19 protein-coding genes and 1 pseudogene are annotated in these 24,188 nt (G+C 38.0%); 15 read left to right on the top strand and 5 right to left on the bottom strand.

The window, feature by feature from the left end:
• Nucleotides 1-932, top strand: a 932-nt coding sequence (locus tag ACSQ6I_RS11530; protein WP_438890478.1) for a hypothetical protein, incomplete at its 5' end; no start/stop codon positions are given.
• 175 nt (nt 933-1,107) lie between these two features.
• Here the strand turns inward: ACSQ6I_RS11530 and tsaB are convergent.
• Together tsaB and ACSQ6I_RS11540 are read right to left on the bottom strand one after the other, a co-directional pair.
• Nucleotides 1,108-1,767 (bottom strand): tRNA (adenosine(37)-N6)-threonylcarbamoyltransferase complex dimerization subunit type 1 TsaB, encoded by a 660-nt coding sequence (tsaB, locus tag ACSQ6I_RS11535; protein ID WP_438890479.1) that lies wholly within the window; start codon nt 1,765-1,767, stop codon nt 1,108-1,110.
• A 194-nt stretch (nt 1,768-1,961) separates the two neighbouring features.
• Nucleotides 1,962-2,210: a Ycf34 family protein gene (locus ACSQ6I_RS11540; protein ID WP_438890480.1), complete on the bottom strand. Its 249-nt coding sequence runs from the start codon at nt 2,208-2,210 to the stop codon at nt 1,962-1,964.
• A gap of 155 nt (nt 2,211-2,365) precedes the next feature.
• On the opposite strand from ACSQ6I_RS11540, the gene ACSQ6I_RS11545 reads away from it, so the two are divergent.
• The 5 genes from ACSQ6I_RS11545 (at nt 2,366) to ACSQ6I_RS11565 (ending at nt 9,675) form a co-directional block, all read left to right on the top strand.
• Complete coding sequence (locus ACSQ6I_RS11545; protein ID WP_438890481.1) at nt 2,366-3,646, top strand: CCA tRNA nucleotidyltransferase; 1,281 nt, start codon at nt 2,366-2,368, stop codon at nt 3,644-3,646.
• Nucleotides 3,647-4,185: 539 nt separating this feature from the next.
• On the top strand, nt 4,186-7,206 hold the full coding sequence (locus tag ACSQ6I_RS11550) for a PAS domain S-box protein (RefSeq protein WP_438890482.1): 3,021 nt from the start codon (nt 4,186-4,188) through the stop codon (nt 7,204-7,206).
• Between the two features lie 143 nt (nt 7,207-7,349).
• Nucleotides 7,350-7,640, top strand: coding sequence for a hypothetical protein (locus ACSQ6I_RS11555; protein WP_438890483.1), 291 nt, complete (start codon nt 7,350-7,352; stop codon nt 7,638-7,640).
• 187 nt (nt 7,641-7,827) lie between these two features.
• Nucleotides 7,828-9,195 (top strand): 16S rRNA (cytosine(967)-C(5))-methyltransferase, encoded by a 1,368-nt coding sequence (locus ACSQ6I_RS11560; RefSeq protein WP_438890484.1) that lies wholly within the window; start codon nt 7,828-7,830, stop codon nt 9,193-9,195.
• 57 nt (nt 9,196-9,252) lie between these two features.
• A complete protein-coding gene (locus ACSQ6I_RS11565; protein WP_438890485.1) occupies nt 9,253-9,675 on the top strand; it encodes a TerB family tellurite resistance protein in 423 nt (140 codons plus the stop codon).
• A 76-nt stretch (nt 9,676-9,751) separates the two neighbouring features.
• Here ACSQ6I_RS11565 and psb35 read toward each other — a convergent pair whose 3' ends face one another.
• Complete coding sequence (gene psb35, locus ACSQ6I_RS11570) at nt 9,752-9,946, bottom strand: photosystem II assembly protein Psb35 (RefSeq protein ID WP_438890486.1); 195 nt, start codon at nt 9,944-9,946, stop codon at nt 9,752-9,754.
• 170 nt (nt 9,947-10,116) lie between these two features.
• The gene (locus tag ACSQ6I_RS11575) at nt 10,117-12,405 is read right to left on the bottom strand and encodes a transglycosylase domain-containing protein (RefSeq protein WP_438890685.1); all 2,289 of its coding nucleotides are present in this window, start codon (nt 12,403-12,405) and stop codon (nt 10,117-10,119) included.
• 361 nt (nt 12,406-12,766) lie between these two features.
• Here ACSQ6I_RS11575 and folK point away from each other — a divergent pair, with 361 nt between their 5' ends.
• The gene (gene folK, locus ACSQ6I_RS11580) at nt 12,767-13,327 is read left to right on the top strand and encodes a 2-amino-4-hydroxy-6-hydroxymethyldihydropteridine diphosphokinase (RefSeq protein WP_438890487.1); all 561 of its coding nucleotides are present in this window, start codon (nt 12,767-12,769) and stop codon (nt 13,325-13,327) included.
• A gap of 57 nt (nt 13,328-13,384) precedes the next feature.
• Complete coding sequence (locus ACSQ6I_RS11585; protein ID WP_438890488.1) at nt 13,385-13,933, top strand: NUDIX hydrolase; 549 nt, start codon at nt 13,385-13,387, stop codon at nt 13,931-13,933.
• Between the two features lie 531 nt (nt 13,934-14,464).
• Here the strand turns inward: ACSQ6I_RS11585 and ACSQ6I_RS11590 are convergent.
• A complete protein-coding gene (locus ACSQ6I_RS11590; RefSeq protein ID WP_438890489.1) occupies nt 14,465-15,244 on the bottom strand; it encodes a phosphate ABC transporter ATP-binding protein in 780 nt (259 codons plus the stop codon).
• A 304-nt stretch (nt 15,245-15,548) separates the two neighbouring features.
• Between ACSQ6I_RS11590 and ACSQ6I_RS11595 the strand changes: the two genes are divergently transcribed.
• The 7 genes and pseudogenes from ACSQ6I_RS11595 (at nt 15,549) to ACSQ6I_RS11625 (ending at nt 23,995) form a co-directional block, all read left to right on the top strand.
• Nucleotides 15,549-16,772, top strand: coding sequence for a tetratricopeptide repeat protein (locus ACSQ6I_RS11595; protein WP_438890490.1), 1,224 nt, complete (start codon nt 15,549-15,551; stop codon nt 16,770-16,772).
• 592 nt (nt 16,773-17,364) lie between these two features.
• A pseudogene (locus ACSQ6I_RS11600) lies at nt 17,365-17,913 on the top strand (IS110 family transposase); the annotation flags it as partial.
• A 174-nt stretch (nt 17,914-18,087) separates the two neighbouring features.
• Complete coding sequence (locus ACSQ6I_RS11605; RefSeq protein ID WP_438890491.1) at nt 18,088-18,549, top strand: DnaJ domain-containing protein; 462 nt, start codon at nt 18,088-18,090, stop codon at nt 18,547-18,549.
• A 798-nt stretch (nt 18,550-19,347) separates the two neighbouring features.
• Nucleotides 19,348-20,796 carry a glycoside hydrolase 100 family protein gene (locus ACSQ6I_RS11610; protein WP_438890492.1) on the top strand — a complete coding sequence of 483 codons (1,449 nt, stop codon included), beginning with the start codon at nt 19,348-19,350 and terminating at the stop codon, nt 20,794-20,796.
• Between the two features lie 312 nt (nt 20,797-21,108).
• Nucleotides 21,109-22,524 (top strand): glycoside hydrolase 100 family protein, encoded by a 1,416-nt coding sequence (locus ACSQ6I_RS11615; RefSeq protein ID WP_438890493.1) that lies wholly within the window; start codon nt 21,109-21,111, stop codon nt 22,522-22,524.
• A 240-nt stretch (nt 22,525-22,764) separates the two neighbouring features.
• Nucleotides 22,765-23,526, top strand: a complete 762-nt coding sequence (locus tag ACSQ6I_RS11620) for a hypothetical protein (protein ID WP_438890494.1) — start codon at nt 22,765-22,767, stop codon at nt 23,524-23,526.
• A complete protein-coding gene (locus ACSQ6I_RS11625) occupies nt 23,507-23,995 on the top strand; it encodes a type II toxin-antitoxin system VapC family toxin (protein ID WP_438890495.1) in 489 nt (162 codons plus the stop codon). Before ACSQ6I_RS11620 ends, ACSQ6I_RS11625 begins: the two co-directional genes overlap by 20 nt.
• Nucleotides 23,996-24,188: the final 193 nt, after the last annotated feature.

Raw genomic sequence — 24,188 nt, forward strand, 5'->3', positions numbered from 1 at the left:
ATCATCCCGTCAGGATAGATCCTATTGATACTATAATATTATCACGAGCCTACAACGATCAACAAATTCGACAATATCAAGAAAAATATCGAGATGAAGATCAGAAAACTTCTATAAAGAAATTACAATTTCTGCAAAAAATAGAAGAGATGGGTTATAGAAATCTAGAACAACTAGATGAATTGATAAGTCAACTGGTGAATACTCCATCATCTGATTCCACTGAGTCGAAATTTAAGGACAAAGGTAATTTTCTCAATAAAAGAGAGAAAAATAGTCAAATTCTAAAGAAATTGGATGAACTTGCCGATAATCTTTACAGATTTAAATACTGGAACTCATTTGCAGATAATGAACAAGATATTATTGATGGAATTATTACTTTATTGGAAAATAATCACCTTGATTTGAGTCTTTCACAATTTGAAGATATTGAAAAATTTACATCAATATTGGAATTTGATATTTCCAAATACAAAAAACCTCTATTAGAGAAAATATTAACTGAAATTTTAGAGCCGAATTCTTATGATGATTTAATTTCCTTTAGAAATAAACTAACTAAATATCCTGATTTGGAGGCATCTTTAAACGAGAAAATTAAGGAATATCACCAAACATTAGATATTAATACAGCTTTGAAAAATATAATGAATGCTTATTCCTCTTCAAGCTCACCTAGATTACAACAAGATATTGAATTTTTAAGGAGTCTTACTGTTGATGAATATTGTCAATGGCTTAAAAAAGATAATCCTGATTTACCTAAAATGGTTAGATGGGTTCTTAATTCTGGTTATCAACCAGCATCTCAAAAGTTAGAACAAGCTATTCGCATATTAGCTGAATGTAGCAAGATAAATAAAATTAGAACCAAGTTTATTTACGACATAGATATAGATAATCCTACTAATAATCATCCTCGAAATTAGTTGTTGAAAAATCTATTTATTCAACTTGTATAATTAGGGCGGGCAGGATGCCCACCCCACAAGAGTTTTATGAAATTTAGATATGCAGATTAGATATTAAGCGGCTTACTAAGTGGTTATTATTATACTCACGACAAGATCGATCGCACTTCTAGAGTATTCTGAAATAGAATTGCTATACATCTACAGGATGCTGCCCATAATAGGGTAAAGCCTCTGACCAATCAGGACGCTTACCTTGTTGCCAATCTAAATAAGCTAATTCTAAAATACTTGTAACAGTTGCAGCTAAACCAGATGTGGCTTTAATAAGTTGATATTCAGTATGCCAATTTGCTAAAGTTTCCTGCCATGCTTCAGGTGTGAATACTGTATCTGCTAATAAAGCAGTAATTCCCAAATGATCAGCAGCCGGTTGATAAATAGCCCCGAAAACTTGCCCCCTTTGTGCTGGCATTTCCACCGCCATAACATCTTCTGATTGTTGATTTTTCTCCAACTCTGTCCAAGCTACAGCGGCTAAAGTGGAAACTGCAAATACAGGAATTTCTAACTGTTGTCCTAAAGTGCGAGCAGTAACAACCCCAATACGACTGCCTGTAAAACCACCAGGGCCTTTAGCAACGGCAATAAAGGCCAAATCTGTCCAGGTTTGGGGTTTAATTAGGTCTATTAAATATTGATGTATGAAACTGGATACATCACGTCCTAAATTCCAAACATTGGCGCGGGTATCGTCAGCAAAGTTACTAATTACTAAACCTAATTCGGGCGTAGTTGTATGCAGTGCTAAAGCGTATTTTGTGGTTGGGAGATGTGCTAATTGAGTTATCAAAGTAAATATAGATTTTGAGAATATGAAAAAGTTAATTTTGGCGAAATTAACAATTTACAATTTTACCACTTTAAAATACATAAAATACAAAACGAAACTTCACATATGTTATGGAGACGTTACCATGAGGGAAGTTTCCGCTGCATGAAACGCCTCTACAAAGTCGCAAGCTGCCCAAATCCAAAATTTAAAGTTCACGTCGGTACTAATTCACCAGGACGCAATTTAGCCCATTTACCCATTTCTTTTTTAAAACTGAGACAACCGACAACATCCCATTCCATTTCAATGATTTCGTCTTTTGTGCGAATATTAACATTGATAGAAGGTTCATTGGGATCGAAATCTGGGGTTTCGGTCAAGTGAGGCTGTTGGTGCTGTGCTTCTACGGCATTGTAGGTTAGACAGCGGTCTACATAGTGGCAATTCACGCAAATACACATAATAGAACCAACTCCAAGAAGCTTTATAGTTAATGTAGCTTACGCGGAAATGTTAAGCATTAGTTGCGGGGTTGATCTTTATCACTGATTTAACGGATTTAAGGATTTCACGTAATGAAGGATCTTTGATTTAACGGATTTAAGGATTTCACGGAATGAATATAATGGATGATTTAGCCGTTTCTCTTCTAGCTGCCGAAAATTGGCCTTTTAGTCTGGAATTTTTGCCACAAGATGCTTACATGGTCGGTGGTGCGGTGAGAGATGCGATTTTGGGCAGAAGTCGGGAATATTTAGATTTAGATTTTATTATCCCAGATGATGCGGTGAAAGTTGCCAGTGATATCGCTCGTTATTATCAAGCTGGTTTTGTTCTCTTAGATGCGGAAAGAAAAATTGCCCGTGTGGTGTTTCCCCATGCTACAGTCGATTTTGCCCAACAGGAGGGAGATAGTTTAATAACTGATTTGCATAGAAGAGATTTTACAATTAATGCGATCGCCTATCATCCCCATACCCAAGAAATAATTGATCCTCTCCAAGGCTGTGCAGACATAACAGCAGGTATCTTACGCATGATATCACCCAAAAATCTTCAAGACGATCCTTTGCGGTTAATGCGGGCATATCGTCAAGCAGCCCAACTTGGGTTTATAATCGAAGCCAATACCCAAAACACTATTCGCACCTTAGCAACAGATATCAATAAAGTTGCAGCCGAACGAGTCCGGGTAGAAATAGGTTATTTGTTAGCAAATTCTCAAGGTACACCTTGGCTAACCAGTGCGTGGGAGGACGGTTTACTAGCTACATTCTTCAGAAATGTCACCCGTGAAAGCTTATTAAAATTAGCCGCAGTTGACAAAGCAGCAGCTTTAATTTCTCAAAACTGGCAACAATTAGGAGAAGAACTACAAAATTGTGTGCGCGATACGGTCAAAACTACTTGGTTAGGTATTGCCAAACTGGCTTGTCTTGTCCACCCAAATCCTGAAATCGCAGAAACAGAACTACACGAACTAACCTATAGCCGTGCAGAAATTCGTGCTGTCATAACCGCCCTGAAACTGTTCCCAAAGTTCAAAGTAGTTAATCTGTCCCTACGAGAACAGTATTTTTTGTTTCAGGACGTGGGAGTTGTATTTACTAGTACAACCGCGTTAACCTTAGCAAATGATATTTTAGCAGAGGCGATATCCGGCGATAATCCGCTATGGGTCTATGCACCCTTAATCAACCATTACCTGAACCCTGATGATTTGGTAGCTCACCCCTCACCGTTAGTGAGTGGCAAAGAAGTGATTATAGCACTAAATATTCCAGCTTCACCACTTATAGGAAAAATCTTGAGTGAAATTGCTATAGCCCAAGCTGAGGGTAAAGTTTCCACCGTAGAAGAAGCGATAAAATTTGCAAAGCAGTTGGTTGAGAATTAATTTATTATTAGGAATAATTTAAGTCAATGGGCGTGAGGAGGCAGGAGGGAAGAAGGTTTAAGCCGCGTTAATTTTTTTACATAGTTAGGTTTAGTTCTGCCAACTTAATTTCCCTGTGGTAACTAAGATTTTGCAATCAAAAGAAAAAAGAAATTTCTATTAACTATGATAGTGATATAGCAGTGCGCCAAAAATCTATTACCTATCACCTACATCATCATATGATCAAGAAAATATTGCGTGTATTCTCCCATTTAACTTTTCTTTGATGCCAAATTTTAGTTAAACTCGGAATAAATTGGTATGACTAAAAAAACTCTCAAACTCTCAAACTCTCTCTTGTTTTGACAAATGATTCCTTGATAGTACAAGCCCCCAGATTTATCCGTGGAATCAACCGAAAATCGTCTGACCTGTTATTTGCGTCCTCCACACTTATTTTTTTAGTTCCTTGTTCGCAAGAGCCTGTAAGTATAAGTAATTTATGAAAAAATTATCTATATATATCAAAAAAATTTTTAAACCATTAAAAAATACCAATGTCAAACAAAAATAATTTCCAGGAACAAGCTGCTGTCGAATTAACAGTATTACCCCAACAAAAATGGGAAATTAATTCCACTGACGAGGGTATGATTTTTCAGCTTGCTGATACCACTATACAAGCGTGTAATGCTGCTGCTGAGATAATACTTGGATATACAAATGAGCAAATGCTGGGAACTACTCCCTTTAAACCTCCTTGGCAAACTGTTCATGAAGATGGGTCAATTTTTACAGCCGAAAATTATCCATGTCTAGTTACTTTACAAACAGGTAAACCATGTAAAAACATTGTCATGGGACTTTATCAGCCAACTGGTAATCTAGTTTGGTTATTACTCAACTCCCAACCTTTATTTCAAGCTAATAAAACTTCTCCCTATGCAGTTGTTACTACATTTACCGATATTACAGAAATTAAACTCCGGCAATCTAGGAGTGATGCTGATATTACAAGCAATAAAAAACTATTAACAACCGGAGACCAAAATCCAACTAATAAGCAAAAGCTAGAACAGCAAGTTGTAGAAACTACCTCAGACAATTGCACCAAAGCATTCTTATCCATGCAAAATCATATTTTGGAACTGATTGCTACTGGTACTTCCCTTTCCAAGGTGTTAAAAATCCTAGTTCAGTCCTTAGAGGCACAGTTAACTCAAGTTTTTTGTTCCATTATGCTATTAGATGATTCTGGAACAAAGTTGTATCCTATCGGCAGTTCTAGCCTACCAGAAAAATATACTCAAGGATTAATGCTTGGTGTTCCCGTGGGTGCAGAAGTAGGCAGTTGTGGCACATCTGCTTATACCAAAAAGACAGTGATTGTATCCGACATTGCCAACGATATAAAATGGGAAAAATACTGCGATTTGGCACTGACTAATCACCTGAAAGCTTGTTGGTCTACGCCTATTTTAGACAGTCAAGGCGAGGTATTGGGAACCTTTGCGCTGTATTATCCCACAGTTCGCTCTCCTGACGAATCAGAACAGCAATTGATTGAGAGAGCATCTCACCTGGCTGGTGTAGCAATTGAGCGTCAGCGATCGCAATTAGCATTGCAACAAAATGAATATCAATTACGTTTAATAACAGAAACTATTCCCCAACAGGTATGGACAGCCTTACCTAATGGTCAGGTAGATTATTTTAACCAGCGGTGGTGCGATTTCACAGGCAAAACGGTAGAACAACTTAAAGCTGAGAGTTGGGAGCAAATTATTCACCCCGAAGACTTACCAAAAGTAAAAGAAGTGTGGAATCAAGCGGTGCAAACCGGCAGCAAATATGAGGTAGAGACTCGGATGCTCTCTGCAACTGGGGAGTACCATTGGATTTTGGGACAGGCACGTCCTTTGCGAGATCAACATGGACAGATTGTTAAATGGTACGGTACTAATACCGACATTACAGACCAGATCCAAGCAAGGCAAGCTTTACAAGAAAGTGAGTTAAACTTCCGCACTTTGGCAGATACCATGCCGCAGATATTCTGGACTGCTAGACCAGATGGTTGGTTAGAGTACTATAACCAGCGTTGGTGCGAGTATACGGGCATGACTTTAGAACAAACTCAAGGTTGGGGCTGGAAACCTGTACTGCACCCTGATGATTTGCAAATGTGTGTGGATCATTGGACTGAGTCTGTTCGCACAGGTAAATATTATCAAATTGAGTACCGTTTTCGTCGTGGCAGTGATGGGCAATATCGCTGGCATCTTGGTCGAGCATTTCCTTTATATAATAGCAAGGGACAGATTATCAAATGGTTTGGCTCCTGTACTGATATTGACGACCAAAAGCGGGTAGAGGTAGCTTTGCGGAATGTTCTGCAACAACAGCTTGCTGCTCGTGAAGAAGCTGAAAAAGCAAATCGCATTAAAGATGAATTTCTTGCAGTCCTCTCCCATGAACTGCGTACCCCACTCAATCCGATCTTGGGTTGGGCTAGGCTTTTGAAAACCGGCAAACTTGACAAAGCCAAGACTGATGAAGCCTTGAACAGTATTGAGCGTAATGCCAAATTACAGGTTGACCTGATTGAAGATTTACTGGATGTGTCTCGCATTCTCCGAGGTAAACTCACTCTGAATGTTTCTACAGTTAATTTGGCAACTGTAATTTCTGCCGCATTAGATACGGTAAGTTTGGCAGCCTCTGTTAAAGAAATTGCAATTCAAACCCAAATAGAAGCGAATATAGGGCAAGTTGCAGGTGATCCGGCACGCTTGCAACAAATTGTCTGGAATCTTTTATCTAATGCTGTTAAGTTTACACCCCAAGGCGGGCGAGTGGAAATCCGCCTAGAGCAATTTGCTTCAATGGCTCAAATCACAGTCAGTGATATGGGTAAAGGTATTAGTCCAGACTTTTTACCACATATATTTGAGCATTTCCGTCAAGAAGATAGTTCAATCACCAGAAAATTTGGTGGACTAGGTTTGGGATTAGCAATTGTCCGGCAGTTAGTAGAGTTACACGGTGGAACTGTTGAGGCTAATAGTGCAGGTGAAGGACAGGGAGCAACCTTTATTGTCAGAATCCCTTTAATATCTTCTCAATCAGAGATGCTCACAGAGAAAAAACCACAAAATGTATCTTGTAATTTAAGTGGTACTAAAATTTTAGTTGTGGATGATGATGCTGATTCACGGGATTTTATTGTCTTTGTGCTGGAACTGTATGGGGCTGAAGTTACCACGGTTGCATCAGGATTTGAAGCACTAGAAGTTTTTGCACAGTCTCAGCCAGATGTTTTAGTTAGTGATATTGGAATGCCAAAAATGGATGGCTATGAATTGTTAAGAAAAATTAGGGCTTGGTCGTCAGAAGTAAGTGACCGAATTCCAGCAGTCAGCGAATTTATGCCGAAGGCAATCGCTCTAACAGCATATGCTGGAGAATTTGACCAACAACAGGCAATTGCCGCAGGTTTTCAAATGCACATATCCAAACCAGTAGAACCAGATGCTTTAGCAACGGCTGTTGCCCAACTGGTGAAAATAAATGTTTAGTCTAATACAAGATGGCAAAAGTTTTTAGACATTATTAATTAAAGTATTATAACATACTCTATACTCTCGTGAATCTACTATTGCATCATTCTTTAATAGCAGCATACTATGTAGCGCAATAACTTTTCATTATCTAACCTATTATGAAATCTATTCTACAAACCTACGTAGAGCAAGAAATATGGTTACTAATACGAGATAAATGGTATTTCACAAAAATTATTAGGGTTTGTGATGATTTGTTGTGGTTTAAACACAGAACTCATAACAAGGAGACAGAAGAAGATACTTTATGGGAAATGGTCGTAAAAATTAGCGAAGTAGTCGCTATTGATAAAGTTGTATCTGTTATCAGCAGAAAACCAGATGTGTTTATGTCACGGTTATTGGAAGCAGATAATACCATCAATCATCAACAAGAACACGAAAAATAAACTGCTCTCCCAGGCTACATCCACCCTACAATTAAACTGTCATCAGAACAGTGCTTTACAGCACTACTGAATGCTTCTAATTCTTCATCAGTCATGAACTGCCAACAATCCAAAGTTTGGCGATACAGTGACTGATGTTTTTTAATTCAGCCTGAGTACATAATTATAGTTATTATTAACTAATTCGATGACCAACCCCCGTCAAGTAGCGTTTATTGCCTTAAAAGAGGTTCATAAAGGTGCTTATGCTGATGTTGCTTTAGACCGAGCGCTACAAAAGTTTAAGTTACCGGATAGCGATAACGAAACGCTCCGTAGGGATCGCCGTTTAACAACAGAATTAGTCTATGGCTGTGTCAGAAGACAACGCACCCTAGATACTCTCATTGACCAAATCGCCACAAAAAAAGCCCAGCAACAACCACCAGACCTCCGCACAATCTTACATCTCGGTTTTTATCAACTGCGTTATCAAGAAAAAATCCCCCCTTCTGCTGCTGTCAATACCACCGTTGAGTTAGCAAAAGAAAACGGTTTAACTGGTTTAACTGGTTTTATAAATGGTCTGTTACGCCAGTATTTGCGGCTTGTAGAAAAAACATCAGAACCGTTAAAATTACCCGAAAATCCGGTAGAAAGGTTGGGTATTTTATACAGTTTTCCTGACTGGATAATTGAAGTCTGGTTAGCACAATTGGGTTTTGCAGAAATAGAAAAACTCTGTGTATGGATGAATCAAACTCCAACTATTGACTTGCGTGTAAACATCCTTCGCAGTTCCTTAGAAGAGGTAGAATCAGCTTTTAAATCTGCTGGTGTTCTAGTCAAACCCATTCCCCATTTACCCCAAGCTTTACGATTAATTGGTAGTAATGGCCCAATTCAAAATTTACCTGGATTCCGTGAAGGTTGGTGGACTATTCAAGATAGTAGCGCCCAATTAGTTGGTCATTTACTAGATCCTAAACCGGGTGAAGTGGTGATTGATGCTTGTGCTGCACCAGGAGGTAAAACAACCCATATCGCTGAATTAATGGGAGATAAGGGCAAGATTTGGGCGTGTGACAAGACTGCTTCCCGTCTTCGTAAACTCCAAGACAATGCTCGACGGCTGAATTTACAATCTATTGAGATATCCACTGGTGATAGTTGCAATTTACCCCAATTTTACAATCAAGCTGACCGTGTATTACTAGATGTTCCTTGCTCCGGTTTGGGAACTATGCATCGTCATGCTGATGCGCGTTGGCGACAAACACCAGAATCTATCCAGCAACTTTCCCTACTGCAAACAAAATTGCTATCACATACCTCGAAATTTGTCAAGGATAATGGGGTATTGGTTTATGCAACCTGTACATTACATCCCGCTGAGAATGAAGAAGTAATTTCCCGGTTTTTGGCTGATCATCCTCATTGGCAAATTGAGCTTCCCTGTCAGGATTTAACTGCTACCTATAGTACACCGCCAGGCTGGCTCAAAGTTTGGCCTCATCAACAAGACATGGATGGCTTTTTCATGGTGCGCTTAAGAAAAACCAATAATTCCGAGTGAATACTGCTAACGATTGTACGATTTGGTGGAGGTCCGAATCTACTAGAGGAGGCAGCAATGGTTAATAATTCTCATGTCAAAAACTTAGTTAAAATCCTGATTGGAGCCGCTTGGATTGATGGCAGAATCCAACCGGAAGAACGGCAATATCTGCGCGAAATAGCTCAGGCTAAAGGCTTGGCTAATGATCCAGAGATTAAGCCTTGGCTGTATGAATTAGTTTCCGTACAGCCCAAAGAGTGCTACCAGTGGGTAAGTGAGTATTTAGGCGATCGCCCTAGCTTGGAAGATTGCGAAAATCTGATTGAAGCTATTAGTGGCTTGATTTACAGCGACGGTGAGGTAGCAATTGAAGAAGCCAAGCTGCTAACTACATTGCAGGAACTAAGCAAGTCGCATGAATCCACGCAACCAGTTTACACCCCACTGCTTAAACAAATTCAAAAGCTTTACCGTCGTTGGGTTGATGTTCAAAATTAGGGGACTCTTAAGAGGAAAGGGCGCAGGGAGCAAGGGGGAAAACTCTTCTCACCTGCGCCCCGCCTCCTGCCTCCTGTTACTCTTTATCAATTTTGGGTACAAAATCAGGACGATCTTTGCTTTCCCAACCGGCGGGACGTTTCGAGTTGTACCAAGCAATCGAACCGATGGTGACAGCAGCAATAAAACCAACTACATACACCAATGTAAAAGCTAATGGAAAATGTGGTTCTGCTGCGGCTGGCGCTGCTGTTTGAAGTAATAAATTCATGAGTAAATTCTCCTAGTGTAGGTTGCGCTTCTTAACAAAGTATAAAACGAGCGTATCACCTACATCCCCCACTAGGTTGAAACACTTGTGATTTGAGAAATAAAAAACAAGATGGTTAGGGAGAAAGATGTATTGATTTTTCTCCCGCCTGGCCAATCTTTTTTTAATAATTATTCAGCAGATGAACTGGGTTTGAGTCTCTCCCGCCAAGAACCTTTAGGTGAAGAAGATTCAGAGGAGCCACGGCTTGCAGGCGCAGAGGAACGGGAAGAACCTGACTCTGAACCGCTATTTCGCCGTCGTGAGCGAGATGATCCTGAAGAAGAATTACCACTTGATTCTTGAGAACGCCGCTTTCTTGATGTGGTATCTTCTTGTTGTTGTTTGTAACGTCTTCTACGTCTTGGGGTATGGTTTGATTGTTGCTCTTCTACTTGGGTATTCCTGCTTCTGCGTCTACTTGATGAATCATCATTTCTGCTATTATCTGATTTTTCATCATGATCAGAGATTGAGCGATTGATAATTTTTTTCGGTTTTATGGGTTGGGCTTTAATCGTCGCTTTGCGTCCTTCTAATTTAGGTCGTTCAGGGAATTTTTCTACTGACATTCCCTCTACTGCCTTTTCCATAAATTCATGCCAGGTATAAGCAGCACTACTACTGCTACCATAGGTCGGACGGTTATTATCGTTACCAAGCCAAACCCCTGTGACTAATTGGGGAATGTAGCCAATAAACCACAAATCACGAGATTCGTCAGAGGTACCAGTTTTGCCAGCAACCTGTCTATCATTTAATTGAGCAGCAGCACCAGTACCGTTTCTGACTACGTTGCGTAGCATCCAGGTCATAATGGTAGCACTATCAGTATCTAATGACTGTTTAGGCTGGAAATCAGCAGACCAGATGACTTCACCCTGTCGGTTAAGGATGCGACGAATACCATGCACATCTGTATGTAATCCTTGGGTAGCAAAGGAACCGTAAGCACTTGTTAATTCGAGGAGATTAACTTCATTGGAGCCAAGAGCTAAAGAGTAAGTAGGCTTAAGTTCTGATTTAATGCCCATATCCTGGGCAAGTTTAATCGTTGGCTCATATCCTACGTCTATTAATACTTTGACTGCAATTGTGTTGATAGAGCGAGTGAGGGCATCTCTGAGGTTCATCCAGCCGTAGAATTTTTCACTGTAGTTTTTCGGTTCATAACCATCTACTACTAAAGGTGCATCTAGATAACTGTCATAGGGATTTTTACCTGTAGCGATCGCAGCAGCGTAGACAAATCCCTTAAATGTCGATCCTGGTTGACGCTGTGCCTGAGTTACACGATTAAACTGGTTGTTACTAAAGTCCTTACCACCCACCATCGCCTGGATTTCTCCATTACGGGGATCTATGGCTACTAAAGCTGCTTCTTTAAAGTTTTCCCAGCGACCTTGATTTTTTAAAGTTTTGGCAACTGCCGCTTCTGCTGCTTTTTGCCAGGTTGGATTTAAGCTAGTTTCTACTACTAACCCTCCTGCTGCTAATAAATCGGCTGAAATATACTTGGGTAATTCCTGCTGAACGTAGATAGTAAAGTAGGGGAACTCGACTTGGAAGCGCTTGGGTAAATTACTGTTAACTGTAAGTGGTTCTTGCAGTGCAGTTTGTTGCTCGGCTGGGGTAATTACTTGATCTTCCTGCATCCGCTGCAATACCTGATTTCGCCTTTCTATTGCTGCTTTGGGATTCTTATCTGGGGCGTAAACGTTGGGAGCAGGGGCAAGTCCGGCGATGGTTGCTATTTCTGACAAGGTCAGTTGATCTACCGTTTTACTAAAGTACACCCAGGCAGCATCTCCTACACCGTAGGCTCCAGAACCCAAATAAACCAAATTGAGGTAACGCTCTAAAATCTCATCTTTGGTTAATTCTCGCTCCATTTTTTGAGCTAGACGGACTTCTTTGAGTTTGCGCCAGATTGTCCGTTCTTGGGTGAGGAAGAGAATTCGCGCTACCTGTTGGGTGATGGTACTACCACCTTCTACCACATTTTGCGATCGCACATTATTCACAACTGCTCTGAGAATACCTTGAGCATCTACCCCTTGATGTTGCTCAAATCTTCTGTCTTCTGAAGCGATAAAAGCTTTCTTTAAGTTATCTGGTATTTGTTTTAGCTTTAACTGTTCCCTAGTCGCTTCTCCTTGCTGTTGGAGAACAGTCCCATCTCCAGCTTTAATAGTCAGTGTTTGCTCTCGCAGCACCGCGTTTAGTTTGGCTTTATCTGGCAAAGAACTATCTATTGTTCCCAGCCCGTAATTGAAGGCCACAATCCCCCCACCGACACCTAAACCTGTCCAAAACCACAAACGACGATAAAAAGGTTTATCGCTCCTACCAATTCTGGCAACCATCACAGATGATCTACTCGTCATCTGGTTCAGTAACTGCTTCGCCTTCACCAGCATAGTCATTGGTAAGTTGTTATGTGTGGACTTCTCGTTTTTGTGATGATTCCCAAGCGGCAAGAGCAGTTTCTCCTTATCAGAGCTACTTAGATTTGTTAATTGTCATCCAGTAATTGCCACCTAACTACCATGAAAGGATTTGGGGTTAGCACACTACTTTGTTGTTAGTATAATATCTCATAAATAATTAATTTAATTCAGTGTAAGATATTGTTCTTTCCAAACCTGTTAATACAATTAATTTCTGGAAACCCAAAACAGTATTTTTTAATAATCCTGCGGAACATTAAAACCATTGAAAACCTCTGAGACATATAGATTCAAATCTAGTCCCAGCTATCTAGAGAGAGTTTTACGGCAAATGAGTACGGGCAAAACATGGATGCGATCGCCTAACATCTCCAAGAAAAGTGCGATCGCTCTGGGTAGTAACATGGGTGATCCCCAAAAAATTTTAGACGCAACTCTAGAGACTTTAGCTCAAACCCCAGGTATTATCGTAGAAGCAAAATCCAGTTGGTATAGAACCAAAGCTATAGGACCGCCTCAACCAGATTATTTGAATGGTTGTGCCATATTACAAGTAGAAATGCTACCTCAAACGTTATTAGCAACTTTGTTAGCAATTGAACAAAAATTTGGGCGTGTGCGTCAGCAACATTGGGGTCCACGAACCTTAGATTTAGATTTGTTGTTGTATGATAATTTGATATTAAACCAACCAAATCTCCAGATCCCCCATCCTGGGATGCATAAACGAGCTTTTGTATTAGTCCCACTGGCAGAAATTGCCCCCAACTGGATAGAACCAGTTTCTGGGCGTGTCATTCAAGATTTACTCAAAGAAGTGGACACTTATGATGTACATTTATGTAATGAGGGTAAATTAAAATTACCATCGTTCAAGGCGGAAGAACCCTGATTTAACTAAAGCGCCCCCGTATATATTCTGTGTATCTACAGACAAAATAATTTAACTATGCCACTAGGTAGAGAATTACCACAGCTACTCAAGCAACGTTTGTTCCACAAAGGCCGCAAATTTGATTTTGAAGTTAACCGCTTGCGTTTACCCAACAAATCTGAAGGGGAATGGGAGTGTATTCGTCATCCAGGTGGCGCTCTAGCTTTACCCGTTACAGCAGATGGCAGACTGATGCTTGTGCGCCAATATCGTTTTACCGTTCAGGGAAGGTTGTTAGAATTTCCAGCCGGTACTCTCGAACCAAATGAAGATCCCTTAGAGACGGTGCAGAGAGAAATTGAGGAAGAAACAGGATACCGCGCTCACAAATGGGATAAACTAGGAGAATTTTTCCTAGCTCCTGGCTATTCCGATGAAATTATCCATGCTTTCTTGGCTAGAGATTTAGAAAAGCTGGAGACACCTCCCCCACCAGAAGAAGATGAAGATATCGAAATAGTATTTTTCACCCCGGAAGAACTAGAAACAGCAATTCTAGAGGGACAACCTGTAGACGCTAAATCTATAGCCAGCTTTTTCCTAGCGCGTTCATTTTTGTTTTGATAGCAAGATGCTGCTAGAAGCGTCAATTAGCAATACCTTCAGTACAGGCTTTCTAGCTAATCAGATCATCTTAGCCAAATATTGGAGTCAATCAATTTTGGATTTACGATTTTGGATTTTGGATTTACTCCACCCTAAAGTGTGTAGCTTGAGGATTTTCAATTGGCGTTAGTGCAGCGTATGCAGCGCAGCGAGTATTTTGGATTAATTCCGCCCTGAAGGGGCTTGTACCGAAAATTCCCAATCCAAAATCTAAAATCCAAAATCTAAAATTTTTCGGTCAATACAACATTCCTGTTATTGACTCCTTTATGCAGTTATATAGCAGGAGTCAGGAAGGGGAGTTAGAAAGAAGTCAGAATAATCTTAAATGTGAAAAAGTGTTTGAGTATTCATGTTATCTAGATTTATTACCTTTTAATCCATTAATTAATCAAGGTTTGAGGTTATATGGCTATAGCTTAAGTGACAACGTAGGAGTCATATGCCACGCTATCAGCAAGCCCTAAATATAGTTCACCTAAATATAGTTCAACGGAAACGCGCAGAAACATAATTACGACTACGGTAATCACTGATATTAGTGACAAGTTTCTTTGTCGGAGCAAATTCTAGTAATTGTCCAATATGATTTTCGTTGTAGTGAAATAAAGCTGTGAAATCTGATAAGCGAGCAACTTGTTGGATGTTATGAGAGACAAAGACAATTGTTAATTCAGAACGCAAACATTCGATGAGTTCTTCAATTTTTAAAGTAGACATAGGATCAAGTCCAGCACACAGTTCATCTATCAGGAGAATTTGCGGCTTGACGGCTAAAGCACGAGCGATACACAACCTTTGTTGTTGTCCAAAAGATAATTCTAAAGCAGATTTATAGAGTTTATTTTTGACTTCTTCCCAGAGATTAGCAGATTTGAGTGCTAACTCGACAATCTCATCTAATTCTACTTTGGGATGCCATCCGATTACTTTCACCCCATAAGCAACATTATCGTAAATGCTCATGGGAAAAAGATTCGCTCTAGCATAGATAATACTAATTTGACGACGTAGCCGAGTTAGGTTGACACGACGACCATAAATATTTTGTCCGAAAAATTCTACTTTTCCTTCAACCCGCACTTCTCCTTCTAATTCACTCATGCGATTGAGAGATTTCAAAAAAGTAGACTTCCCACAACCACTAGGCCCCATAATTGCTATGATTTTATTTTGAGGAAGATCCATTGACACGTCTTCAATGATTTTTTGAGTGTCATAATAACAGCTAAAGTTCTGAATGCTGAGGGCAGGAATTATTTTACTCATGCTGATAAAATACGTGAAACAACTAATAGATGATATAGATAAACAGCAAATACCTAGTTATTTAGATGTTTATAGAAGCCTTGTGTTGTAGTTTTAACTGTTAAAAAATTATGATTATTAATATTTACTATAGTACTTTGTTTGGGGACATGAAAAATTACACGATAAAGAGTTGATAAAGATAACTTAAAATCCCATGAGAAAGTTCAATGGACTTTAAGGATAATTATCAATGTGGGATGCGTCAAATATGTTAGTAATGCGAAATCTCTAAACACTTTCAAGCAGGACAGGTAATTTGCTTATGTTATTGCGTTTAAGTTTTATTGTCACCACCATTATTTTCTGGCATCTGTGCAGTTATGCAACACTAGCAGAAAGTAAGCAGCCAGAACAACTGGATAAGTTTCTCCCTGGGCCATTAGAGATTACCACGCCTGATCCACTGATTCGAGGTTCCCTAGAAAAACAGCCATTAACCCTGGAGGAACAGCAAAAATTGGAGACGGCTTTAGATGGGTTAAATCAAGAAGCTGCGACGGCACTACAAGGGGGGGATAAGGTAACAGCGTTTGATATTTGGAACCGAGAATTAAGACTGCGACGCTTTTTAGGTTCATTAGCTGAGGTGGAAGCATTATCACGGGTGGGTGCGATCGCTTGGCAGGAAAATGAGCGTCAACAGATAAAGTATATTACTGAACGGTTGCAGGTCATTGAAAAACAGATGCTGACTCAGAAAAGCACTGATTTAGAATTATGGCGATCGCTTGGTGAAGCTTACCAAAATATTCGTGTACCCAAGTTAGCTGTAGGAGCTTATCAGCAGATTTTAACATTAGTGCGATCGCAAAATAACACTACCGCTGAACTAGAAACCCTGAATACCATTGGGGAATTGCATTTAAGTTGGTTTAATTATCCCCAAGCTGCAACAACTTACCAAGAACTGTTAAATTTGGCAAATAGACAGGGTGATAGACTCAATGAAGTAAGGTATTTGCAACAACTAGTTTATATTTATAAGCAAACTAAACAGCCTCAACAAGCTATTACTGCACTAAATCAATTAGCAGAAATTTACACCAGTGAAAATAATCTTACCCAAATTCCTGCCTTAAAAATAGCAATAGCTGAAAATTACCAATCTTTAACACCGGAAAATCCCAATTTACTACAAGAAGCCTTTAACAAATATCAAGAAGCTTATGTTACCGCTTGGCAATTACAACAATACGTTACTGCTAGTGAAGCTTTGCAAAAATTAATCACACTTTACCGTTCCCAAAACCAAATTGATGATGCTTTGCAAACTAGTCAGATTCTTGTAGAAACCGAAACACTAGCTACCAATTTTTATGGTTTGATGCAAGCTTATGATCAAATAGGACAATTGCATTTAGAAAAAAAAGAAGATGCAAAAGCATTAGCAGCTTTTCAAAAAGGATTGGAACTAGCGCAACAACTCAAATATCAAGAAACATACTTTACTCAAAAAATTGACACCTTATTAAAGAGTAATTCGTGATTTAAGAGGATGTTGAGAAAATCATAAACATTACTCGAAATCCTCTCTCTAAATCTATAGATAATCGGGGGTTTGAGTTTCAATGATTAATACACTTTATGCAATACCTCTAAAACATCCTCTCACAAATCATGAATTTGACTAGCGTTAATAATCTGCTCAACTGTAATATTTAATTCTGAGAAAAAGTAGTAAAAATAATATTATCTTTTTTGTAAATGCTTTGACTTGATATTTAGCTTGAAGCAATTTCTAAACAAAAACAGTAAGAAATACTGCCCGGCTAAGAATTTTTGTAGATTGGGTTAAGCGACAGCGTAACTCAACAAAAGTCCGTAAATTTTGGGTTTCCTAGCACCAACCCAACCTTGTATCTTAGAGAAAGTAGTAGACCGTCCAACCTGGGTCAAAAAAGACCGTTAAGTAGCAAGGGTCACTACAACAATCTCCATGACAGAACTCGAACAGTCGCCTGGGGTAAAAACTATGAATAAAGACATAGACAATATAGCCCGTATCGTGCAAGGAAGAGAGAAATCAAGGAGATGAATAAAAAAGAGTAAAAGAATTAGTTGAAAGTTGAGAGTTGAAAATGGAAAAAATCTCTCAGTGGGTAGGTATCGACGTAAGTAAAGCAACACTAGATGTTTACATCCGTCCAATAGATAAAGCATTTAAAGTTGCTAATTCTGAAATAGAAATAGCTAATTTAGTGCAACAACTTAAAATATATGATGTAAACCTCATCGTATTAGAAGCAACAGGAGGGCTAGAAACAGAATTAATAATTCAATTACAAGCTGCACTTTTGCCAGTGGCATTAATCAATCCACGTCAAGGACGAGATTTTGCGAAAGCTACAGGTAAGTTAGCAAAAACTGACGCAATTGATGCACAGATTTTGGCACATTTCGGTGAAGCAATCAAACCACAAGTGTTAGCAATTGAAAGCGAAATAGCACGTCAATTAGGTGAATTAATTAGTCGCAGAAGACAATTAGTTGAGATGTCTACTGCCGAGAAAAATCGTCGTGACCGCCCTTGTGGTAAAGCTTTGGCAGATATTGAGGCACATATTGATTATCTGGAGCAACGTCTTCAACAACTCAATCAAGAAATTGAAACATTGACTCAAAATAATCCAGGGTTAGCGCATCTCAAACCCTATTGATAGAGGAATTAAAGTAGAGGAGAATAATTTGCTATGGATGCTGCTAACACAGAAACCATGTACTGATCATTCATAGCAGTTCGCCTTGATTTTTGTCGAATACTGCGACGAAAAGTTGGTTCTCGGTCTAAGGCATTGAGGGCAATGCGACGTAGTGGTGAATTAATCCGCACCTTAACTGGACACTTAAAGGCAGTTTTATCTGTTGCTATCCACCCAAATGGTAATACTCTCGCTAGTAGCAGCAAAGATGGAATTATCAAACTTTGGAATCTACAAACTGGGGAATTATTAGAAACTTTTTCTGGTTTTAGTCCTTTAATTTTTAGTTCAGATGGTGACATTCTGATTAGTGGTGGTAAAAGTGGGACAATCAAAATCTGGGAACAAGTCCAAACCACTAAAAATTTATCTATAATTGGGGAATGGTGGGAAATATTAGGTGTAAATACAAACACCCATCCTGACGATGTAAAACTTGCCTACCGTCGATTAGCAAGATTGTATCATCCTGATATTAATAATTCAGAAAGTGCTAAAGCTGCAATGCAAGCTGTGAATCAGGCTTATCATAATTTTCAGACGTTAGTGAATGTTGAAAAATAAACCTAATTTTAATACATAAATTTGTGTAATAGGTTACAGAATGTTTCTCCTGTAGAGACGTTTTATAAAACGTCCTTAAAGGGTGTTGATGTAGCGGGAGTTAGTAAGATTACAAAAATTAGTTTATTTTGGCTTTGATAGCCTCTAGTAAGCTGTGAGAGCGTTAAAAAAAAGCCGTTATAAAGCCTTACTCATGTATACATGGTTTTGTTCGGATTATCTACCATAAGCTACTAATTGGATAAATTATCGGTCATTAGGATACAATGAACAATCCTTGATCAAAATTGATATCCTAAATTTTTAAGCATCCATATTGCATATTGCGAAAAAACGTTATAAATTGTTAACTTATAGGGGAATAATTTAATTTGCAGTTTCAAACAGTCAATTCTAGTCAAGTAAATATACTGCAAGGGGTTTAAACTTCACATAAACCTTAAACAGCAATAGGGATATATTTTTGTTGAGTAAAGCGAAGTCCTGAACCTTAAAATGGGGCAATGCAGAGTCTAAAAATGTATCTTTCTATAATTGTTTTGAGGGTAATTTTCATTGATTGATGTGAATAAACCGATTAGTAAAATTCACCGAAAGATTTTTAATAAAAAGCAAATTAACAATAAATTGATTTGCTAATATTCAGCAGTTGGAACTGTTCTCGTTGGAGTATTGCTTTCCAGGATTTATATTTGCTCTTCAAAAAATCAGTCGTGTAATGCTGAAAATAGCAAATATAAATAATAAATACAGGTGCATCTACTACAAAATTACTATCTAAATGGAGTTATTCTGGCGATGCAAGTGAATGAATTAAACACAACTGACAATATAGAAAATGAGGCATGGCAAGCCCTAGAGAATTCAATTCTCTATTATCAAGGTCGTCCTATTGGGACTTTAGCTGCTTATGATCCGTCTGTTGAAGCGTTAAATTATGACCAATGCTTTGTCAGGGATTTTGTTTCTTCTGCCTTAATTTTTTTGATTAAAGGTAGAACAGATATTGTCAGAAATTTCCTAGAAGAAACCTTAAAGTTACAGCCTAAAGAAAGAGCATTAGACGCATATAAACCTGGTCGAGGTTTGATACCAGCGAGCTTCAAAGTTATCTCTATCAATGGAGAAGAACATCTAGAAGCTGATTTTGGAGAACACGCGATCGCTAGAGTCACACCTGTAGATTCTTGTTTGTGGTGGCTAATTTTACTGCGTGCTTACGTAGTCGCTACAAATGACTATGCTCTGGCTTATCGACCTGAATTCCAAACAGGTATCAAGCTAATCATGGAAATCTGTCTGGCTAATCGTTTTGATATGTATCCAACGCTGTTAGTTCCAGATGGAGCTTGCATGATTGACCGGCGCATGGGTATCTATGGTCATCCGCTAGAAATTCAAGTGCTATTTTTTGCTGCATTGCGTGTAGCTCGTGAGCTACTAATTTGTAAAGGTAATCAAGATATCGTCGCTGCAATTGATAACCGCTTACCTTTGCTATGTGGTCATATTCGTCAGCATTATTGGATAGATATTAATCGTCTCAATGCAATTTATCGCTTCAAAAGTGAAGAATATGGCAAAGCAGCGGTGAATCTATTTAACATCTATGTAGATTCGCTACCTTATTATGAATTAGATAAATGGCTACCTAAAAAAGGTGGTTATTTTGCCGGTAATGTTGGCCCATCCCAGTTAGATACTCGCTTCTTTACACTGGGAAATTTAATGGCGATTATTTGTGATCTTTCAACTGAAGAACAATCTCAATCAATTATGGCTCTGATTGAAAAAAGATGGGATGATTTAGTGGGAGATATGCCCATGAAAATCTGTTTCCCGGCTTTAGAACATGAAGAGTATAGAGTTGTCACAGGATGTGATCCTAAAAATATACCTTGGTCTTATCATAATGCCGGAAGTTGGCCAGTTTTAATGTGGATGTTAGCCGCAGCATCAATGAAAACCAATAAAACTGGTTTAGCAAGAAAAGCAATGGAAATTGCCAAAGCGCGTTTGAGTGAAGATGAATGGCCAGAATATTACGATGGTAAGAAAGGGCGATTAATTGGTAAACAAGCCCGCAAACATCAAACCTGGACAATTGCTGGGTATTTATTGGCTAAAGAACTAATGGATAATCCTCAGTTTTTACCATTAGTTAGTTTTGATAAACTACCCCCAGAATCAATTTCTAGAGCCTGTGAATTTGAAGTTGGCAATATCGACCCTTATCTGTCTATGTAATGAGATAACTGTCCACAATGAACAATATTTTTCAAGCCCCTATGTCATTATATGGGGCTTTTTTCTCTTTTATAAATTGCTTTCAGCTCATAGTGTAAAGAAGATATCATATAGAAAAAGAAGAGAAATAAAAGACTCAGGTTCTATTGTAATAATGGAATATTGCCATGTATCGTGTATGTCCAAGATTAAGTGGCTATATATCCATTATTAAACCCAGAAAGCATTGCAGCACAGGCGATACATTTGCTAGATTCCAGTTCAGAATATTAATTACTGCACAATTCCCATAAAAATGGAGTATTTACGGCAATGACAAAAGAGGAAATGTCAAGAATTAATTATGTTGAAAAACAGGCATGGGAATTACTAGAAAATTCTATTATTTACTATCAAGGTCGTCCCATAGGAACTGTAGCTGTTTGTGATAAGTCACAACCAGAATTTAATTTTGATCATTGCTATGTTAGGGATTTTGTATCTTCAGCTTTAGTTTTTCTTATCAAAGGTAAGTATGATATTGTACGTAATTTTCTAGAAGAAACCTTGAAATTACAACCTAATAAAAACGACTTTAATGCTTATACCCCTAGTCAGGGTTTTATCCCAGCTAGTTTTAAAGTTGTATCAATAAATGGAGAAGAAACTTTAGAAGCAGATTTTGGTGAACAAGCTATAGCTAGGGTTACACCTGTTGATTCTTGTTTATGGTGGATTATTATCTTACACGCTTATGTCAAAGCTACAAAAGATATAAAATTTGCTTTGCAACCGCAATTTCAGCAAGGCATAATGTTGATTATGGAACTTTGTTTAGCTACTCGGTTTGATATGAACCCAACGCTATTAGTTCCCGACGGGTCGTGTATGATTTATCGCCGTTTAGGTATTTTCGGCTATCCTTTAGAAATTCAATCTCTCTTTTATGCTGCTTTATGTGCAGCGCGTAAACTGTTAGTTTGTGCTGGTGATGAAGAGATTATTGTAGGCATTGATAATCGTTTACCTTTATTAAGAGATCATATTCGGCATCATTATTGGATAGACATGAAACGCCTGAATGTTATCTATCGTTTTAAGGGTGAAGAATATGGGCAAACAGCAATCAATCAATTCAATATTTATGCGGATTCAATTCCCTATGCTGATTTATGTGTATGGTTGCCAAATCATGGTGGTTATTTAGCAGGGAATGTTGGACCTTCTCAGTTAGATACTCGATTTTTTGCTTTGGGAAATATGATGGCTATCATTAGTTCTTTAACTACTGAACGTCAGTCTCAAGCCATTATGAATTTGATTGAAGAACGATGGGATGATTTAGTGGGAGAAATGCCCATGAAAATCTGTTTTCCGGCTTTAGAGAATGAGGAATATAGAATTTTTACAGGCTGCGATCCTAAAAATATGCCTTGGTCATATCATAATGGTGGTAGCTGGCCTGTTTTGTTATGGTGTTTAATTGCGGCTGCTCAAAAAACAGGTAAAACTGATATTAGTAAACGTGTTTTAGAAATAGCAGCAGCACGTTTAAGTGAAGATGAATGGCCTGAATATTATGATGGTACAAGTGGTTTATTAATTGGTAAAGAAGCACGGAGATATCAAACTTGGACAATTAGTGGCTTTTTATTAGCCAATGAATTAATGCGAAATCCTATATATTTAGAATTAATTAGTTTTGAGGAGTTTGATGCTGGAAATACTTCTCAGGTTTGTGATTTATAGTGAAGGTTTTTTGATCTGGAGATTTTGCTGAATCAGGACTTATGCAACTGTCCTATTAGTAAGATGCGTCAGATGTCAAAAATCTGTTGATAATCATAATTTATCGGTCTGACGCACCCTACAAGAGATATTAAGTACTCAAACACTTAAAACAGATCAACTTTGGAGCAGATACACACGAAGATATAAGTTAGTGTAAAATAAGGTAAGAACCTGAAGATTAACAAGGTGGTGATTATTATGTCTTTTTTACTAAAAGATATGATGTTAATAGAAGCTAATGAAAATGACATCAAGGAACAAGAAGAAAATTTACAAGAGATTGCCAAACAGCTAGAAGAAATTTGTATAACTCAAAATGCTGCAATTCCAAAAGAAGATTTTAGAAAAGTTTTTTCTAAAATAGAACTTGCGTTGAGGAAATTAGAAGATGCCACAACTAACAAACTATATTTAAAAAGTAATGCTAAAATATATGAATTTATTTACAAAAATGTAAAATCTTTAAAACAAAAATATAGTGATTTTTTTACAAATCAATTAATAGAAAATTTTGCAGCAGTAGAAGTATACTTTGGGTGGAAGAAAGAAATATACAAAGCATCATCATTAATTTTTGAAATAGAAGAAATACGAAACAAAAATAATGAGTTACGAAAGGCTTTTGAAATACAAAATGCTTTTGAGAAAAGTTATAAGATAGTAGCTATAATACTTCAAGCTATAGAAAAATATAGTGCTGGTGCAGAAAAAGAGGAAATTGAAAGAATTCAACATTTCGCAGAAAATTATATTGCAGATTTCACACCATTAAATACCATTCCAGTTTTCAAGAAAACACTTAACGCAGCTAGAGCCATTTTATGGGAAATTGAAAGACAAAAAAATCAGCACAAAAATACTGTAGAATCGTTTTTAGGTTTCCTGAAAACATCTCCAGAATGGGTAGGAGATGATTTTGAAGAATGCTTAGAATATGTAAATGAAGTGCGGAGAGAGTGAGGTTAGGGTGTATCTGCTAGACACGAATCATTGTAGTTTTATTATTATCCAAAAAGACTTAACCTGTATAACAAAGTTAACCTCACTACCAAAAGGAACTGAAATATTTATTAATGCCATTATATATGGTGAATTGATATTAATGGCGGAGAAGTCAAACAAAAGAGAAGAAAATTTAGAAATAGTTAATCGGTTTACTCAAAGCTTAACCAAGATATATCCCATAGATGAAGAAACATCTAGAGTTTATGGTCAGTTCCATGCAGAAATAATTAACACATTTGCACCTCAAGAGAAAGAAAAAAGAAGAAAATTTAAAATCAAAGATGCGGGAATACATCCCAATGATTTATGGATAGCTTGTACAGCAATACAACACGATTTAACTATTATTTCTCAAGATAGTGATTTTCAGCAGATGAGTAAAGTAAAACCTCTAAAGTTAGAGTGTTGGAAATCTCAAATATAGCGGTTCTCGGTTGAGTGAGATATAAGAACCCCACCCCCAACCCCCTCCCCGCAAGCGATGAGGGGGCTATAATGTATTTCATTCACGTGCATGATGTAATCATTGCTTTAAACTAAAACTCTTGTATGACAAGGGTTACATCGTTTCATGTAGGGAAAGTGACAGAAGAGGGATAGTTTCAGAAGTAAAAACT

It is taken from the genome of Anabaena sp. WFMT (assembly GCF_051781005.1).
Taxonomy (GTDB): domain Bacteria; phylum Cyanobacteriota; class Cyanobacteriia; order Cyanobacteriales; family Nostocaceae; genus Anabaena.